Source organism: Paenibacillus vortex V453 (assembly GCF_000193415.1).
GTDB lineage: Bacteria > Bacillota > Bacilli > Paenibacillales > Paenibacillaceae > Paenibacillus_AQ > Paenibacillus_AQ glucanolyticus.
This window is the reverse complement of the sequence record NZ_ADHJ01000001.1, coordinates 218,031-234,443: the sequence shown is the minus strand read 5'-3', so window position 1 is coordinate 234,443 and position 16,413 is coordinate 218,031. Positions and strand designations below refer to the sequence as shown.

Here is a 16,413-nt window from a genome sequence, read left to right as displayed (position 1 = left end):
TTTCAAAAAAACGACATGATCCTTTTAAAAGTTGTCAACAATATTCTTGACGAAACCCGCTTTTCCTTTCGTTGAGCCTTTTGCCGGGCTGACTTAACATATAGATGTCAGAGCAAGGCGACAACACAATATTCAGATTTATTGTTCAAATATGACTAGGAGGTCAATACGATGTCCAACGAGACAAATACAAACGCTTCCAAAGGCATTCGCGTAAGGGTACAGCAGCTCGGCCGTCTCCTTAGCGGCATGGTGATGCCGAATATCGGCGCGTTCATCGCTTGGGGTCTGATTACGGCTCTGTTCATCCCGACCGGCTGGTTCCCTAACGAGAAACTCGGGGAATTGGTTGGCCCGATGATCACGTACCTGCTCCCGCTCTTGATCGGTTACACGGGTGGACAGATGATTCACGGCAAGCGCGGTGCAGTCATCGGTGCTGTGGCAACGATCGGCGTCATTGTCGGGGCGGATATCCCGATGTTCCTCGGCGCCATGATTGTCGGTCCGATTGCAGCTTGGGTATTGAAGCAATTCGACAAGCTGATTGACGGCAAAATCAAATCCGGCTTCGAAATGCTGGTCAACAACTTCTCGCTCGGTATTATCGGGGGCGCGCTGGCCCTAGTGGCTTACACCGGAATCGGGCCGCTGGTACAGGGAATCACCAAAGCACTCTCGGCTGGTGTAGACGTACTGGTCAATGCCAACCTGCTGCCGCTCGTTAACATTATCATTGAGCCGGCGAAGGTGCTGTTCCTAAACAATGCAATCAACCATGGAATTTTCAGTCCAATCGCCTCGGAGGAATCAGCACGCCTTGGCCAATCTGTACTGTATATGCTGGAATCGAATCCAGGCCCAGGGCTCGGTATCCTGCTCGCCTATTGGTTCTTCGGACGCGGCTCTGCCAAATCCTCCGCGCCGGGCGCTGTTGTGATTCACTTCCTGGGCGGTATTCATGAGATTTACTTCCCATACGTTCTGATGAAGCCGGTTCTGATTCTGGCCGCGATTGCGGGCGGTGTTGCCGGAACCTTCACCTTCCAGATCCTTGGAGCCGGATTGGCGGGTCCTGCGTCGCCGGGCAGCATCCTTGCTTACATCGCCATGGCACCTAAGGGCGGCCTGATTCCGGTGCTGGCAGGTGTCCTTGTTGCAACGATTGTGTCCTTTATCGTAGCGGTATTGCTGCTGAAAACAGGCAAACAGACAGAAGAAGAGCCGAATCTTGAAGAAGCATCCGCCAAAATGAAGGAAATGAAAACCGGCGGCATGAACGACCAAGTTGCTCCTGCTTCTGCGGCTGTTGCCAATCTGGATAAAGACAATGTGAACAAAATCGTGTTTGCTTGTGATGCCGGCATGGGCTCCAGCGCAATGGGCGCTTCGGTGCTTAGAAAGAAACTGCAGCAAGCGGGTGTCAACATTACCGTTGTGAACTCGGCTGTAAGTGAAATACCGGATGACGCGGATATTGTCATCACCCAGAAGACACTCACGGAGCGGGCCATCGCCAAGAATCCGAATGCGGAGCATATCTCGATCGACAACTTCCTGAAGAGTCCGAGATATGATGAGCTGGTGGAACGACTCAAAGACTAAATAGTTCTGCATCATATGACACGCTGGCGTAATTACGCCGGCGTTGTCTCCATTTCATGAAGAAGGGAGCCATGCGTCTGGGACAAATCACTGCCCGCCAGCGACAAATCCTTCTGCTCCTGATGAGCAGGACCGAGGGCATGACAGCTGCGGAAATAGCGGCTGAGATCGGGGTCAGCGTCAGGACGGTTCACCGGGAAATGGAGGAGATTGAGAAAGGACTGCAAGGCGCAGACGTTCTGCTTCATAAAAAGTCGGGAACGGGCATCCGGCTGGAAGGAGAGACGCCTGAGGGTATCGCCCAGCTGCGGAAACGCCTGCTTGAAGGTAAGCCTGCCGATTATTCCGTGGAAGAGCGCAAAATCCTCATGTTATGTGCTTTGCTTGAGGCTGATGAACCCATCAAACTGTTTGCTCTGGCCCACAGTTTGAAGGTGACCGTGCCTACCGTCAGCAGCGATCTGGATGAGCTGGAGCCCTTAATGAAGAGGTTCAAGCTTAATCTGATCCGCCGCAGAGGTTACGGGGTTGAGCTTGAAGGCACGGAAGCCGTAAGGCGAAGGGCCATTTGCAGGCTTGCGGAGGAATATCTGGATTATTCGGATCTTGTCGGGGACGGTTACAGCGATGCCCGAGAGCCGGTGACGGCCCGGCTGCTCTCCATGGTTGGTAAACCGGTGCTGCTGGATGTGGAGAAAAGCTTGTGGGATATGAACTGGAGCTGGACGGAGAGCCTTAGCGAAAGTGCCTATACCTCCATGCTGATTGCCTTATCGGTTTCCGTGAAGCGGATCAGGCAGGGACGACCTATGGAGGCGGCCGATATGGCCACTCAGGATGGAGCCTCCTCCTCCATGGAGGAAGCCAGAGATTTTGCCGTTCGTCTCGGTGAAACACTGGAGATCCCTTTTACGGATTCAGAAATGAAATATATCTCGAATTTGTTCGAGGCAGCCAGGGATATGTCTGAGATCAGTGAGCTGGCCCATACGGATGTGGAAATGGTGGAGATGGCGCACCGCCTGATCGAGCGGGTGCAGCGGCGCACCGGCATTCCGTTTCAAGAGGATCGCACGCTGCGGGCAGGCTTGGTGGAGCATATCGGTGCAGCCATGAAACGGATTCGGGAAGGGACCCGGATTCGGAATCCGCTGCTGAGTCCGATCCGGAAGGATTATGAGGAGCTGTTCGGGATTGTCCGGCATTCGGTTGATGAGCTGAGGCTGGGCTTGACCATCCCGGATGAGGAAATCGGGTTTCTTGTTATGCATTTTGGGGCGTCAAGTGAACGCCTGAACCAGCTGGGACACCATCTGAAAGCCATCCTCGTATGCTCCAGCGGTCTTAGCTCCTCAAGGCTTCTCGGAACCCGGCTGAACAAGGAGATGCCTCAGATTGAGGTGCTTGGCAACGTGTCATGGTATGAAGCGGCTCGAATGCCGAAGGAGCAATATGATCTCATTATAACGACCATAGATCTTCCGCTGCCGAAGGATCGATATGTGAGATTAAGTCCGCTGCTGACAGCGGATGATAAAGAGGCGCTGCTTCAATATATCCAGAGCACGTCCGTGAAGCCGGGTGGAAGCGGCACGGCCGTCAACCGGATCGAAGAACAGCGTAAAGCTGCATCATTCGAACGGCTTCGCCTGCAGGCCGCGCTGATGAATGCGATTGTATCGCTCCTGGACGGCTTTCATGTGCATGATCTGGATAACCGTCCGGATGACCTGGAGGGTACGTTGAACGAGGCCTTGGCCAAGGTATACGAGTGCGGTGCGGTCAGCGATGCGGGGAAGGTGAAGGAGCGGTTGCTTGAGCGTGAACGGATGGGCACTCAGCTCATCCCGGATACGACGCTGGCTTTGTTCCATACGCGCAGCCGTTATATCGCCTGCCCGTCGCTTACCCTGTTCCGGTTAGCGCATGCCGCACCGCTTGAGGATGGGGCGGAAGCAGGGGTCATTCTGCTGATGCTGGCACCGAAGCAGCTCCCGAAGGAGAGCCTGGAGGTGCTCAGCGAGATCAGTGCGATGCTGCTCGGCTCCGAGCTGATTGAGCTGATGGAGCGGGGCGGCGAGGACGAAATTCGGTCATACCTGGCTGAAGAGCTGCAGCATTTTTTCAATCACAGACCATAGAAAGAGGGAGACTAACATGAATAACATACTGTCCAAAGATAAAGTCGTATTGAATGCGAAGGCAAATGATAAAAGCGAGGCCATCCGCATGGCGGGGAATCTGCTGGTGCAGGCAGGCCACGTATCAGAGGATTACGTAGATAAGATGCTGGAGCGCGAAGAGATTGCATCCACTTATATGGGCGGGGGACTCGCGATTCCTCACGGCACCAAGGAAGCCAAAGGCATGGTTATCTCTACGGGATTGTCCATCGTTCGCTTCCCGGAAGGCGTTGATTTCGGCGGAGACGAGCCGGCGTTCATCGTCATTGGGATCGCGGCCGCTGGCGGTGACCATATGGAGATTCTGACAAACGTTGCGATGATCTTCACAGATGACGAGAGCATTGAGAAGGTGATGAACGCATCGAGCGAAGAGGAGATTCTGGCCATCTTCGAAGGAGGAATGGGCGCATGAAGGCAGTCCATTTCGGAGCAGGGAACATCGGGCGCGGGTTTATAGGGCTCCTGTTGTCCCAGGCAGGTTACGAGGTTTGTTTTGTCGATGTGAACGAGGAGCTGGTTTCGGAGCTGAAGGCTCGTGGAGAATATCCTGTAACACTGGCCAGCGAAGGGCAGGAGACAACGGTTGTAAAGGGCATTACGGCCCTCAACAGCGCTTCGGAGCCGGAGGCTGCCGCGCGTGCGGTGGCAGAAGCCGATCTCGTCACAACAGCGGTAGGCGTGAACATTCTGAAGTTTATTGCCGGTACCATTGCCGAAGGGCTAAAGCTTCGGTTGCAGGGAGAATCGGCACCGCTGCATATTATTGCATGCGAGAATGCCATCGGCGGCAGTACGCAGCTGAAAGAGCATGTGTACGGTAAGCTGGATGATGAGACGAAGCAGAAGGCCGACCAGCGGGTGGCTTTCCCGGATGCAGCCGTAGACCGGATCGTGCCGCTGCAGCAGCATGAGGACCGCTTGAAGGTGGTGGTGGAGCCGTTCTATGAGTGGGCGGTGGATCGCTCGCAGATGTTTGAAGGCTACACGCCGGTAGAAGGCATTCACTATGTGGACCGCCTGGAGCCGTACATTGAGCGCAAGCTGTTTACGGTGAATACCGGTCACTGCTCTGCTGCCTATGTAGGCTTCCTGAAAGGCTATGAGACGATTCAGGACGCCATGAAGGATGACGAGGTGGCGGCCCATGTGCGCGCGGTGTTGGAGGAAACGGGGGCTGCGCTTGTGCATAAACATGGCTTCAATTCTGCCGAGCATGGAGCGTATATTGACACCATTCTGGAGCGGTTCCGTAATCCGGCGCTGACAGACGAGGTATCCCGCGTCGGACGCTCCCCGATTCGGAAGCTGTCTCCCGGCGACCGGCTGGTATCTCCAGCGATGCTGGCATTCGAGAGCGGGCTCCCTTACAAGAGTCTGGCCAAATCCATGGCAGCGGCCTTGTTGTTTGATGTGCCCGAAGACCCGGAAAGTGTAGAACTGCAAGCCTCCGTACGGGATATCGGAGTAAGCGACACGGCTTCCCAATATACCGGTATGGCTGGCGAGCATCCGATTATGGGTGAGCTGATGGAGCAATATGAAGCCTTGAAGGCGGAGACTGAGGCTGGGCGGTCATAATTTTTAGCTATGAGAGAAAACCCCTGATTTTCTTTACGGAGAAATCAGGGGTTTTTTGGGCTCGCTTCAGGATGAGCTCCGCTTCCTCAACGCTGGTGTCCAGCTGCCAGGGAGGAATTCCATAATTTCCATCCGTTGATTTTCAGAAAATTTTCGCTTATTTTCGGAATTAAGAGTACACTAGAAGTAAGAAACCGAAGTGGATGTGATGAACATGGCAGAAGAACTGATCTTGACCCAAGAGGGCTATGATAAACTCCAGGAGGAACTGGATGACCTCAAATATGTAAAACGCAAAGAGTTAGCGGAACGGATCAAGCTTGCGATCAGCTATGGTGACTTGAAGGAGAACAGCGAGTACCACTCGGCCAAGAACGACCAGGCGTTTATGGAAACGCGCATCATTATCCTAGAAAAAACACTGAACAGCGCCCGGATTGTCGACTCCAAGCAGGTAAGCTCGACAACGGTGAATGTCGGTTCGAATGTCGTCCTGAACGACATCGAGTTTGCAGAGAAGCTTGAATATCAGGTTGTAGGCCCGGCAGAAGCAGACGTGTTGAATAATAAAGTCTCCTATGAAAGCCCGCTCGGCAAAGCACTGATGGGCAAAGCGGTTGGCGACCAAGTCAACGTGGATGCACCGATGGGCATCGTCAAGTACGAGCTGCTGGAGATCAAGGTGTTGTAAACGATCGATCATTTGCGTCTAACGCCATGATGGATGGGATCCTTGGAACTGCTGGCTGTCTGCATAGCAGACGTTATTCAGATTGCCGCAGCATCTGTAGATGGATGAACTCATATATAAATGAAAGGCGTAATCCGGGAGTGTCATGTCCGGTTACGCCTTTTCTCATGATTATGCCCCAGCCGCAGCAGCCTTGCGCTCATACATATAGCAGGCTCCCCCGAGAATGAAGGCAAGTCCTACTAATGCAGCTCCTACCCAAGGCAGGGAGGTTAAGCTCAAATGGGTAATGACCAATCCGCCAATGAAGGCTCCCGCTGCATTTCCGAGATTACCGGCGGAGTGGCTTGCCGTAGAGGCAAGTGCCGGGGCCGACTGGGCAAGACTCATCACGCGTACCTGCATCCCGGGCATCACAGCGAAGGAGGCAGCGCCCCAGAGCACGATGGTCAGCACAGCAGTCACCGGATGATAGATGGTAACGGTGAAGATGGTCAGGATAACGGCAGTTGTGAAGTAGACGCCCAGAATGGAGGGCAATAGCTTCCAGTCTGCAAGTCTTCCGCCCACGATGTTACCCGCGGTCACGCCGATGCCGAACAGCACCAGAATCCAGGTGACGCTGGGCTCTGCAAAGCCGGTGATCTCAATGAGCAGCGGAGCAATATAGGTGAATACAGCGAACAGGCCCGCGTTGCCAAGCGCTCCGATGAGCAGGAAGAGAAGCAGTCCTGGCTTCATAAGGGCTGTGATCTGCTGGGCGATGCTCGAGGCCTGCTCCTGGCGGATCTTCGGAATGAAGATCAGAATACCAATCAATGCGATAACGCCCATAATGGCAATCGCCCCGAAGGAGGCGCGCCAGCCCATCGTTTGACCGATGAAGGTACCGATCGGAACCCCGATGATGTTGGCTATCGTTAACCCTGCCATCATGATCGATACGGCCCCGGCTCGCTTGTCCGGCCGTACCAGGTTCGAGGCGATAACGGCTCCCACACCGAAGAAGGTGCCGTGTGTCAGTGCCGTCAGCATCCGGGCACCCATCAGCACGGCATAGTTGGGAGCGAAGACCGATACGCCATTGCCCAGAATGAATAAACCCATGAGCAGCAGGAGCAGCTTCTTTTGCGGGATTTGGTGGGTAAGAACGGTCAGGATAGGAGCTCCTACAGCTACCCCGAGCGCATACATCGTAATCAGCTGTCCGGCAGAGGCGATGCTGACGTTCAGATCGTCCGCGACGTTCGGGAGTATTCCCATGATCACGAATTCCGTCATTCCAATGGCAAAAGCGCCTACAGTAAGAGACAATATCGAGATGGGAAACGGCTCTTTAGGCCCTTTGTTCCCAGTGGCCTGCTGCGATAATTCCATGATGTTCAAGTCAACCTTTCTGCTGTGTATGTTAAAGATATAAACCCAATCTATATTATCGGATTTGAAAGTGGGCCTGTTACATATTATTTAACGTTCTCCGATGATAATCAAGAATTTTATTTTTGGGCAAAATGGACATGCTGATCATGTAAGCTTATTCGGCATATTAGCTTGTCCGCTATGTAAAGCTTGTGAGAGTACCACCCAGGCACTCTCTTCATGAAGCAAGCAAACGATTGTGGTCATCCCATACAGTCGGTTGATCCTGTCCCTTTGCTGTGATGGATTTAGAAACAGGTAAACGACTCGATTCTCCCCAGATCAAATCCTGAGAATACCCACATCCTCCCGGTCCAGCGAAAGCCGGCAACCGATGTCCGGCCAACAAAGGTCGGATAAAACCAGAAGCCCGGCCCATTTCTCGGCCAAATATAGGTGTTGCGGAATAGACAGCCCGTAATAGCTCCAGGGTCAACGGCAAAGGTAGCTGCAAGCGGTTGTTGGGGTACAGTCTGCGGGGGTGGAGAAGAGGGCCCTTGTTGCGGTCCCTGAGGTCCTTGCGGCGGCATAAATGCCATAATGGATTCACTCCTTAATCGGTTTATAGGTTTGGAAGTGAGCAAGAGCGGCTACACCATCAAGAATGCAAGATGAGCCAGGCTCTAGGTATAGAGCAGGGTGATTACTAGTAATTCGAAGAGGACAAGGGGCAGAATGACATGATTATAGTAGCTGGGACCGAAACCGCGCTGGTGATTGTAGTCTGGCAGACTTAAGTATAGAATTCCTCTGTCACACCGGATAATCGTCCCTTCAAAGACGTCACCGTCCAGCGTTTCGACGCGAACCAGTTGGTTCGCATGCTGTTTGCACAGATGGTGAATATGATCCCGAACGGATTGGATGCTGTGCCTCATATTGGGTTCAGCTTGATATAAGGTTTGTTCCTGGTGTCCTGGATATTGAAGACTCATATGGAAAGACCCCCATCGTTATTAGTCATACATAGATTACATCCTATGCGGATGCCTATAGCGGGGTGCTCCTGAAATTCCCGCATGGGCAAATTTGTAGATTAGTGATACTATTTAGATCAATATATGAATTGAGGAAGTGAGCGTTAGTCGTGATCAATATAACCATCCCCAAGCCGGACGTCACCATTACCAAGCAGGCTGCTCCGGAACTGAGCCATATTTACGGATTTACGGATTTCCACCTGATCCCGAGAGACCGGGGCGGGATCTTTATGTTCTACAACAGCAAGGAGGAGCTCTTGTTTGTTGGCAAAGCCAGAAAGCTAAGACCGCGGATCAAGAAGCATTTTGAAGATAGTGTATCTCCCATTAAGGACCATCGTAATGAAGTGACAAGAATAGAGGTCTGTGTCATCGAAGATGCCGTTCACAGAGAAATCTATGAAACCTATATTATCAATGAATTAAAGGCTGAATATAATGTGGACAAAGTGTTCTTTAAATAAAGGACATGTGTAATGGAGCAAGGAGAGGCAATAGACGGGTCTTGGAGAGATCAACGTTTATTGCTTTTTTTGTTGTCGTCCATCATTACAATAAAATCTAAATATTCCTTTACAGGAATATTCCTGATGTGGTATATTGAATTCAAGAAATCAAACACACCATTATATCCGTAAAAAAAAGAGGTGATGATGATGACGGGAACAGAGAGAATGAAGAATTGTCATATCTCAAGGACCATCGGTGCTGTAACGGTCATCATGACACAATGGAACTGACAACGTTTACCGCATTAGCTGAACCGAGTCGTTTCCGCATTGTGGACCTTCTGCTGAGGGGACCGATGACGGTAGGGGATATCGCCGAACGTCTGGAGATCAGGCAGCCCCAAGCCTCGAAACATCTGAAGGTGCTGCTGGAGGCTGGGCTGGTGGAAGTTAAGGCTGACGCCAACCGGCGAAATTACATGCTTCGATCCGAGCCGTTTGAGGAGATGGACCACTGGCTGAATGATTACCGCAGAATTTGGAGCGAGCGGTTCGACAACTTGGATAACTACTTGGAGAAACTTCAGGCTGACACGAAGAATCAGGATTAAGCTACTTAATATGAGGAGGAATGTATGATGGCAAACACCATGATTACCCGTGTTGAAGGGCAAGTACTTGTACTGGAACGTGTTTTTAATGCACCTAGAGAGCTGGTATTCAAGGTATTCTCTGACGGAGAGCATCTGAAGCAGTGGTGGGGTCCGCGCGGGTGGGAGGTTACCGTATCCAGCATGGATTTCCGTCCAGGCGGTTCATGGCATTACTGTATGAAATGCATGGATAAGAATCAGGGCGATTTCTACGGCATGGAATCCTGGGGCAAATCGGTTTATGAGGAAATTGAGGCGCCTGGGAAAATAGTCTATATCGACTATTTCTCGGATGCGGAAGGCCAAGTTGCAGAGGGGATGCCCGCAACCACGGTTACCATGACCCTTGAGGAGATCGATGGAAAGACCAAGCTGGTCAGTCGAGGTGTATATGAATCCCCAGAAGCACTCAAAACCGTGCTGGAGATGGGAATGGAAGAGGGCATTACCCAAACCTGGGACCGTCTCGAGGAATACTTGGCAGCCCAACAGTAACTTTATTACCATCATGCAATCTCGGTTACGCGATATAAAGAATGGCTGGAATTCGCAAGGATACGGCCATTTTTTTATTTTCCTGACATCATGATTGCATAGAATCCACCGCATCAGTTAACTTGTAACTTGAAAAACAGAAGCCAAAAGTTCAATATAAAGATAAATGGATAATCAAAACCGTGTTGTCTGCCGGAGGGGCGGGTCAATGACACATACATAACAGGAGGAAATCAAGATGGAGATCGGAGTCAGTTCATTTGTTGAGACATGGCCGGATGTGAAGACCGGGGAAGTGATCAGCCATGCGCAGCGGCTGCGCGAGGTAGTGGAGGAGATCGTTCTGGCCGATCAGGTGGGCCTGGATGTCTATGGCGTAGGCGAGCACCATCGCAAGGATTATGCCGCATCTTCGCCAGCCGTTGTGCTTGCCGCGGCAGCGTCGCAGACGAAGTGGATTCGGCTGACCAGCGCAGTTACGGTGCTGTCCTCTGCGGACCCGGTGCGGGTCTTTCAGGATTTTGCTACCTTGGACGCGATTTCGAACGGGCGTGCAGAGATTATGGCGGGCCGGGGCTCCTTCATCGAATCGTTTCCGCTGTTCGGCTACGATCTGAGTCATTATGACGAGCTGTTTGAAGAGAAGCTGGAGCTGCTGCTTAAGATCCGGGAATCGGAGAAGGTAACCTGGAGCGGCGGACACCGTCCCGCGATCCAAAACTTAGGCGTGTACCCACGCCCGGTTCAGAATCCGCTGCCGGTGTGGATTGGCAGCGGCGGCAATTCGGAATCGGTCGTGCGCGCAGGCTTGCTCGGTTTGCCGCTTGTACTGGCGATTATCGGCGGTAGCCCCTTGCAGTTCGCGCCGCTGGTCAAGCTGTATAAAGAAGCGGCGGCCCATGCTGGGCATGATGTGTCAAAACTGCCAATTGGCTCGCACTCGCATGGATTTATTGCGGAAGATACCGAGATGGCAGCGGACAAGTTCTTCCCATCGACCCAAGCCAGCATGAATGTGCTGGGACGGGAGCGGGGCTGGGGATATTATGACCGTGCGAGCTTCGATGCGGCACGAAGCTTCGAAGGTGCCCTTTATGTGGGAGACCCGGAGACGGTCGCCCAGAAAATCATTCACCTCCGCAAACACGTAGGCATTACCCGCTTTATGCTGCATGTCCCGGTCGGGACGATGCCTCATGATGAAGTCATGAGAGCCATTGAATTGCTCGGAACCGAGGTAGCACCCCGGGTCCGCAAGGAAATTGATCGCTGGGAAGCGGCTGGTGAGCCAGAGGAATGAAGCCATGGTTGATAACAGGATCGGATTTAAATAGAAACCTTTCGGGGTCACCCCGCGTCTATTACATAGGCTAAGACAAGCTGAGAATAGGGTGGGATGGTTTTATGAACGTTGCCAAATATTTTGCGATGGGGTTCATATTTATGTTCCTGTTGACCGGAGCTTACCTCGGGCTTGAGTTAATGGAAGGATACAGTATCCGTACAAGCATGTATTACGGCATCCACAACCTGGGTTTTGCCTTAATTGCGGTGGTCTTTCTTGCCTCGGTGATCATTTACATGGTGATCATGTTTCCATTATCTTGGCTGCTGGGTTTCATCCCTTGGAGAAGAAGTGTCATGACGCTTTATCTTCTCTTGTACTGTGTATTATGGGTTGCGGCAGGCGTGTGGCTGTTCCACCAGCTGTATGATCCTGTATATGTGAATGAGTATCATCTGCGTATCGACACGGCTATCTTTATATTTGGCGTGATGGGACTGCTCTATGGCTGGATCGAATGGCTGCTGATTCGAAGAGCTGCGATAAAACCCTGAACGTATTGAAAAGAAGGCCTTTGTGAGTGAAGTGAAGCTGCTTGGCCTTGAAGAGTCGCATATTAAAAGGAAAGGGCGTTCCTCTATGATCAGGAACGTCTTTTTGTGTTGCCGTAAGAGGATATCAAATTTGAGCCTATCGCCTTAAAACCAGCATTATCCGGAAAAATGGTATAATAAATGGAAAAACAGGAAGAGACGCTTTGATACATCATAGGAAAACACAGGCAGGGTTCGGATAGTCGATGCTATGCTATGGGGGCGGCTTGTACTGCAACGAAAATCAATCCCTAATCATCATCGGAAAGAGGGTTAAATCATGAATAAATCATATAATGCTATATTCGGTCCACATATCATCAAAATGGCTCAACTTATGTTCATCTTTGCACTCATCTCGCTCTCCGGGTGTACGAAAGCCGACGTTGCTCCCCCTGTTCCTCCGACTGAGAATACGCCCCAGACGGCACCAGCAGCTCTGGCTGACCCAGATTTCGTTCAACTCGAGAGCAAGTTTAGCGCTCGTCTCGGTGTCTATGCTATCGATACTGGCACCGAGCGGATCGTCGCCTACCGCCCCGATGAACGGTTTGCATACGCGTCTACTTTTAAGGCTCTTGCCGCAGGCGCAGTATTGCAGCAAAACTCGATGGACACACTCGATAAAGTCATCACTTACACGAGCAAAGACTTGGTCACCTATTCGCCGATCACCGAGAAGAACGTGAATACCGGGATGACCCTTAGGGAGCTTAGTGAGGCTGCTATCCGTTATAGCGATAACACTGCAGGAAATCTCTTGTTAAAAGAACTGGGAGGCCCTGATGGCTTCAGGACAGCATTAAAGCAGGCCGGTGACAACGTAACCAACCCCGAACGCTTCGAGACAGATCTGAACGAAGCCATTCCGGGAGACAATCGTGACACAAGCACCCCGAGAGCGCTTGCCACCACGCTTCAGGCTTACACGGTTGGCGACGAGCTCCCGACGGATAAACGCACGCTCCTCATCGATTGGCTGAAGGGGAATACCACTGGAGACAAACTGATCCGTATGGCCGTGCCTGAAGGCTGGGAGGTCGGGGATAAGACCGGAGCCGGAGGTTATGGAACGCGAAACGACATAGCCGTCATTTGGCCGCCAAACAAAGAGCCTACCGTTATCGCCATTCTGTCCAGCCGCGATACACCAGATGCCACTTATGACGATGCGCTTATCGCACAGGCTGCCAAGGTCGCACTTGACGCTCTGAAGTGAATCATAGTCAGCCCACACATCGCTAAAGATGTATGTAGTTCTTCAATAGCAGTCTATCTTGAATTGCATCTCCACGGGCTCTCTTGTCCGGCCGTTCGTTCCAAAAGCCGAAGCGGGTGCTATTCGTAGCGAATGCCGTTTGAAGCTCTCTCGATGGCGTCCCAATCCAGAACGCGGATCATTTGCCCGTTGCGCTCCAGCATCCGGTTCTGCACAAAAGCCTGCAGCACCCGGTTTAAATGCCGGTGTGTTGTGCCCAGCAGGCTGGCGATCTCTCCAATATGGTCGGTTTGCAGTTCCATGCCGAATGAGGCATTCGATCCGGGCGACATCGTCGACATAAGATAACTGGCGAAGCGGTTCTCCACGGACGCGAGCAGGTTGACCCGGGAAGCAGTCGTGCAGGTCTGGAGCTTGTAGCTTAAGTGATCCAGCAAAGTGGATGTAAAGCGGGGGTTCTTCAATTCATGCTGCTTGATATAGTCAAAGGAAAGCCCGATCAGCAAGCATTCGTTAACGGCTTCAATCTGCGACTGGACCGGTACGTTTCGAATCAATTCAATATCGCCGATGATGGAAAAGGGATGGCCAAAGCGCAGCAGGAGCGATTTGCCGGTTTCGATGCAGGAGGTCACCTTGATTTTCCCCTGTACAAGGAACAAGAGGGAGTGCAAGGCGAAGCCTTCATGCAGAATGATCTCGCCCTGCTCATATTGCTGCAATGCAAAAGGCACAGGTCTGGTTAAGTCCAGCATGTGCTCGAATTGAAAATCTTTCAGCTTCGCGTTCAGTAATGGTTCGTTATGAAGCAATTTCATGGATTTTTCGGTGGCTCCCTTCTCTTCTGGACATATGTCCTTCTCATTATACGATCAACTGATATGATAAGGGCAATAGAAGATACAGGGGGAAGCAGGGATGAAATTTGTATTCGATCTGGACGGAACGATCTGTTTTAAAGGTCAGCCGGTTTCGGACGTACTGTTGAAGACTTTCGAGGAGCTGGTGGGGCAGGGGCACGAGGTTATTTTTGCTTCCGCAAGACCGATTCGTGATTTGCTCCCTGTCCTCCATGAGCGTTTCCATCATTACCCCATGATCGGGGGCAACGGCTCAATGGTAGCGACAGGTGGCAATATCGTATCCACGGTGGGGTTTAATCATGAGGTTTTACCGGTGCTTCTTGAGCTGTTGGCTAAGTATAATGTGAGTTATTTAATCGATGGGGATTGGGATTATGCTTATACGGGTTCTGAGGATCATCCGATCCGGCTGAATCTGGATCCGCACAATTTGGCTAAGCGAGTGGCGCTCCAGGAGCTGGAATCCATCGTGAAAATATTGATGCTGACCTCGGACCGCATGGCCGAAGTCGAAGAGAAGCTGAAGACACTGGACGTCGTTGTACACGTGCATGGGCAGGAGAACGTGCTGGATATAAGCCCGACGGGGATCCACAAGTGGAGCGGGCTTCAGCAGCTCGGAGTTAAGGAGGGCGAATTTGTTGCCTTCGGCAACGATGCTAACGATATCTCGATGTTTCAGCATGCGCTGCACAGCGTGATGATCGGTGACCATCCGCTGCTGGCCCCGTATTCTTCGGAGCAATTGCTGCTGGATGGTAATATTGAGCATGCCATTTCGGATCGATTGAAGGAACTTGGGTGTTTGTATAAGGTGATTTAGAGTAATAGAGCAGGTCATTATGTAGAAGAAACCTCGTCTCATGGGAGCCGCTTGCTTATATTTGGTTAAGTCCCGCATATGGCCGGGATTCGGCTTATATTGCGGTTCATATGTACAAAGGCATGCCGTATGAGGACTATTTCCAGGCGATGGAGCGCATCTTCCTCCGTTATGGCGGTCGGCCGCATTGGGGCAAAATGCATTCCCTTGAGGCTGCGCAGTTGAAGGAACTGTATCCGATGTGGGATGCTTTCCTTGCGGTTCGGGAGGAGCTGGACCCGGACGGCATATTATGGAGTGATTATACGGGAAGGCTGTTCGATTCATCCGGCGCTGTCTTCAACAACTTGCTTTTTCTTTGAATTTTACTTGGAGTATATAAAAAAGCCTGATGAGGAAATTCTAGTAGCAAAAAGAAAAGGGGAATTACATTACATGAAGCGGCGATCCATGATCCATGTTCTGCTGTTATGCGCCTTGCTCCTGTTCAGTCTGGGAAGCGCAGCTGCCTATGCGCAGCCACAAGAAGAGAAGCCCAGGGAGCGGCAGCTCGAGAATGCCATGCTGCAGCAGTTATATCCGGTTATCCGATCCTCGCTCCAGGAGATATATAGCGAGGCGTATCCCTCGTTTGGCTGCGAGCGGATTATATCGATCAACGAGCGGGTAACGATGGCAGAGGATAGCCAGCATGCCAGTCCGGTGGATGCGATGCACGGGGCCACCTATTTTGAGATTACAGTTGGCTTATGTAAGGGGAGTGGGGAGAAGATCGAGCTGCGCCTCAAGAATGATACGCCTACGGCGCAATATTATGTGGACGTGTTTCATGTGAGATAACGCTACTCTTGTTCAGCGTATCTGAGAAAAAATGAGTTAAACCATTTTATGCGGTTTGGGGTGCTTCATCCTGTAGTAGAATTAGTCATGATTTGCGATGCTGCTCATTATCCGTTTCATGAAGGAGTGAATGAACCATGGCGCATGCGCATGACGTTCTATTGAATCAGCTGTTAGCCAATGCGAATGATCCCAGCTGGCACGTTCCTTTCCAGCAATCCGTTGAGCATATAACGGAGGATGAAGCGTTCTGGACCCCTGCCAATGACAGCCACAGCATTGCTGAGATCGTGCAGCATCTACTTTATTGGAATGAAACCTGGCAAACCAGATACCGGGAATCACGAATGAGTGCGGTGTCTTCTATTGGAGACAATCAACATAGCTTTATCATTCCCGACAATGCGACCTTTGCAGAGCTAAGAGACCGACTGTTAGCCGTGCTATTGCAGTGGCAGGAACTGCTGACAGAGGCGAAGCTCGAGCAGGAGGTGGACGGTTTTCCCGTACCGGCCAAGTGGTGGGAGATCATAAGCAATGCGGCTGCGCATAATGCCTATCATATCGGTCAGATCGTGTACATTCGAAAGCTGCAGAAGAGCTGCAAGGCGCTGGAATGGTAAGTTTCGTTAAGAAGTAAGGTTCCCCCGCTCTGGATCCCGTCTAGGCTCTCTGCTGCTTGATCCCCGGGCCAGCTTCCCTGCTCTAACGAGCAAATGCATGGAGGGGCCCGG

General features: G+C 51.7%; 18 protein-coding genes and 1 pseudogene. 15 read left to right on the top strand and 4 right to left on the bottom strand.

Translation table 11 applies throughout. The annotated features are described in order from the left end of the window. The first annotated feature begins 171 nt into the window (after positions 1-171). The 5 genes from PVOR_RS01025 (at position 172) to greA (ending at position 6,060) form a co-directional block, all read left to right on the top strand. On the top strand, positions 172-1,605 hold the full coding sequence (locus PVOR_RS01025) for a PTS mannitol transporter subunit IICB (protein WP_006207200.1): 1,434 nt from the start codon (positions 172-174) through the stop codon (positions 1,603-1,605). A gap of 56 nt (positions 1,606-1,661) precedes the next feature. Continuing rightward, positions 1,662-3,746, top strand: a complete 2,085-nt coding sequence (locus PVOR_RS01020; protein ID WP_234972726.1) for a BglG family transcription antiterminator — start codon at positions 1,662-1,664, stop codon at positions 3,744-3,746. A 16-nt stretch (positions 3,747-3,762) separates the two neighbouring features. After that, complete coding sequence (locus tag PVOR_RS01015; protein WP_006207198.1) at positions 3,763-4,203, top strand: PTS sugar transporter subunit IIA; 441 nt, start codon at positions 3,763-3,765, stop codon at positions 4,201-4,203. Continuing rightward, positions 4,200-5,369, top strand: a complete 1,170-nt coding sequence (locus PVOR_RS01010; RefSeq protein WP_006207197.1) for a mannitol-1-phosphate 5-dehydrogenase — start codon at positions 4,200-4,202, stop codon at positions 5,367-5,369. The genes PVOR_RS01015 and PVOR_RS01010 overlap by 4 nt, the downstream gene beginning before the upstream one ends. A gap of 214 nt (positions 5,370-5,583) precedes the next feature. Further along, a complete protein-coding gene (gene greA, locus PVOR_RS01005) occupies positions 5,584-6,060 on the top strand; it encodes a transcription elongation factor GreA (RefSeq protein WP_036640355.1) in 477 nt (158 codons plus the stop codon). A gap of 171 nt (positions 6,061-6,231) precedes the next feature. On the opposite strand, the gene PVOR_RS01000 is transcribed toward greA, so the two are convergent. The 3 genes from PVOR_RS01000 to PVOR_RS00990 form a co-directional block, all read right to left on the bottom strand. After that, entirely contained in the window at positions 6,232-7,437 is a 1,206-nt protein-coding gene (locus tag PVOR_RS01000) for an MFS transporter (RefSeq protein ID WP_040680068.1), read from the bottom strand. 290 nt (positions 7,438-7,727) lie between these two features. Then, positions 7,728-8,018, bottom strand: coding sequence for a hypothetical protein (locus tag PVOR_RS00995; RefSeq protein WP_006207193.1), 291 nt, complete (start codon positions 8,016-8,018; stop codon positions 7,728-7,730). A gap of 84 nt (positions 8,019-8,102) precedes the next feature. Next, positions 8,103-8,414, bottom strand: coding sequence for a hypothetical protein (locus tag PVOR_RS00990; protein WP_006207192.1), 312 nt, complete (start codon positions 8,412-8,414; stop codon positions 8,103-8,105). 152 nt (positions 8,415-8,566) lie between these two features. On the opposite strand from PVOR_RS00990, the gene PVOR_RS00985 reads away from it, so the two are divergent. From PVOR_RS00985 to bla, 6 genes are all read left to right on the top strand, one after another. After that, positions 8,567-8,923: a nucleotide excision repair endonuclease gene (locus tag PVOR_RS00985; protein ID WP_006207191.1), complete on the top strand. Its 357-nt coding sequence runs from the start codon at positions 8,567-8,569 to the stop codon at positions 8,921-8,923. Between the two features lie 266 nt (positions 8,924-9,189). Then, a complete protein-coding gene (locus PVOR_RS00980) occupies positions 9,190-9,519 on the top strand; it encodes an ArsR/SmtB family transcription factor (protein ID WP_040680067.1) in 330 nt (109 codons plus the stop codon). Positions 9,520-9,543: 24 nt separating this feature from the next. After that, positions 9,544-10,056, top strand: a complete 513-nt coding sequence (locus PVOR_RS00975) for an SRPBCC domain-containing protein (RefSeq protein ID WP_063478145.1) — start codon at positions 9,544-9,546, stop codon at positions 10,054-10,056. A 238-nt stretch (positions 10,057-10,294) separates the two neighbouring features. Beyond that, positions 10,295-11,356, top strand: coding sequence for an LLM class flavin-dependent oxidoreductase (locus PVOR_RS00970; RefSeq protein ID WP_006207188.1), 1,062 nt, complete (start codon positions 10,295-10,297; stop codon positions 11,354-11,356). Positions 11,357-11,460: 104 nt separating this feature from the next. Beyond that, positions 11,461-11,895: a hypothetical protein gene (locus tag PVOR_RS00965; protein ID WP_006207187.1), complete on the top strand. Its 435-nt coding sequence runs from the start codon at positions 11,461-11,463 to the stop codon at positions 11,893-11,895. 364 nt (positions 11,896-12,259) lie between these two features. Next, a complete protein-coding gene (bla, locus tag PVOR_RS00960) occupies positions 12,260-13,153 on the top strand; it encodes a class A beta-lactamase (protein WP_419144493.1) in 894 nt (297 codons plus the stop codon). Positions 13,154-13,272: 119 nt separating this feature from the next. Here bla and PVOR_RS00955 read toward each other — a convergent pair whose 3' ends face one another. After that, positions 13,273-13,971, bottom strand: coding sequence for a Crp/Fnr family transcriptional regulator (locus PVOR_RS00955; protein ID WP_006207185.1), 699 nt, complete (start codon positions 13,969-13,971; stop codon positions 13,273-13,275). Between the two features lie 100 nt (positions 13,972-14,071). Between PVOR_RS00955 and PVOR_RS00950 the strand changes: the two genes are divergently transcribed. The 4 genes and pseudogenes from PVOR_RS00950 to PVOR_RS00935 all read left to right on the top strand — a co-directional run bounded on the left by PVOR_RS00950 (position 14,072) and on the right by PVOR_RS00935 (position 16,302). Continuing rightward, complete coding sequence (locus PVOR_RS00950; RefSeq protein ID WP_006207184.1) at positions 14,072-14,839, top strand: HAD family hydrolase; 768 nt, start codon at positions 14,072-14,074, stop codon at positions 14,837-14,839. A gap of 59 nt (positions 14,840-14,898) precedes the next feature. Beyond that, positions 14,899-15,201: pseudogene (locus PVOR_RS00945) on the top strand (D-arabinono-1,4-lactone oxidase); the annotation flags it as partial. Between the two features lie 73 nt (positions 15,202-15,274). Further along, the gene (locus PVOR_RS00940; protein ID WP_006207182.1) at positions 15,275-15,679 is read left to right on the top strand and encodes a hypothetical protein; all 405 of its coding nucleotides are present in this window, start codon (positions 15,275-15,277) and stop codon (positions 15,677-15,679) included. Positions 15,680-15,816: 137 nt separating this feature from the next. After that, a complete protein-coding gene (locus PVOR_RS00935) occupies positions 15,817-16,302 on the top strand; it encodes a DinB family protein (protein ID WP_006207181.1) in 486 nt (161 codons plus the stop codon). The last annotated feature ends 111 nt before the right edge of the window (positions 16,303-16,413 follow it).

Excerpts from the sequence above, each read along its gene's own strand:
- PVOR_RS01025 (WP_006207200.1), top strand. The coding sequence starts at position 172 with ATGTCCAACGAGACAAATACAAACGCTTCCAAAGGCATTCGCGTAAGG.
- PVOR_RS01020 (WP_234972726.1), top strand. The coding sequence starts at position 1,662 with ATGAAGAAGGGAGCCATGCGTCTGGGACAAATCACTGCCCGCCAGCGA.
- PVOR_RS01015 (WP_006207198.1), top strand. The coding sequence starts at position 3,763 with ATGAATAACATACTGTCCAAAGATAAAGTCGTATTGAATGCGAAGGCA.
- PVOR_RS01010 (WP_006207197.1), top strand. The coding sequence starts at position 4,200 with ATGAAGGCAGTCCATTTCGGAGCAGGGAACATCGGGCGCGGGTTTATA.
- greA (WP_036640355.1), top strand. The coding sequence starts at position 5,584 with ATGGCAGAAGAACTGATCTTGACCCAAGAGGGCTATGATAAACTCCAG.
- PVOR_RS01000 (WP_040680068.1), bottom strand. The coding sequence starts at position 7,437 with ATGGAATTATCGCAGCAGGCCACTGGGAACAAAGGGCCTAAAGAGCCG.
- PVOR_RS00995 (WP_006207193.1), bottom strand. The coding sequence starts at position 8,018 with ATGGCATTTATGCCGCCGCAAGGACCTCAGGGACCGCAACAAGGGCCC.
- PVOR_RS00990 (WP_006207192.1), bottom strand. The coding sequence starts at position 8,414 with ATGAGTCTTCAATATCCAGGACACCAGGAACAAACCTTATATCAAGCT.
- PVOR_RS00980 (WP_040680067.1), top strand. The coding sequence starts at position 9,190 with ATGGAACTGACAACGTTTACCGCATTAGCTGAACCGAGTCGTTTCCGC.
- PVOR_RS00975 (WP_063478145.1), top strand. The coding sequence starts at position 9,544 with ATGATGGCAAACACCATGATTACCCGTGTTGAAGGGCAAGTACTTGTA.
- PVOR_RS00970 (WP_006207188.1), top strand. The coding sequence starts at position 10,295 with ATGGAGATCGGAGTCAGTTCATTTGTTGAGACATGGCCGGATGTGAAG.
- PVOR_RS00965 (WP_006207187.1), top strand. The coding sequence starts at position 11,461 with ATGAACGTTGCCAAATATTTTGCGATGGGGTTCATATTTATGTTCCTG.
- bla (WP_419144493.1), top strand. The coding sequence starts at position 12,260 with ATGGCTCAACTTATGTTCATCTTTGCACTCATCTCGCTCTCCGGGTGT.
- PVOR_RS00955 (WP_006207185.1), bottom strand. The coding sequence starts at position 13,971 with ATGAAATTGCTTCATAACGAACCATTACTGAACGCGAAGCTGAAAGAT.
- PVOR_RS00950 (WP_006207184.1), top strand. The coding sequence starts at position 14,072 with ATGAAATTTGTATTCGATCTGGACGGAACGATCTGTTTTAAAGGTCAG.
- PVOR_RS00940 (WP_006207182.1), top strand. The coding sequence starts at position 15,275 with ATGAAGCGGCGATCCATGATCCATGTTCTGCTGTTATGCGCCTTGCTC.
- PVOR_RS00935 (WP_006207181.1), top strand. The coding sequence starts at position 15,817 with ATGGCGCATGCGCATGACGTTCTATTGAATCAGCTGTTAGCCAATGCG.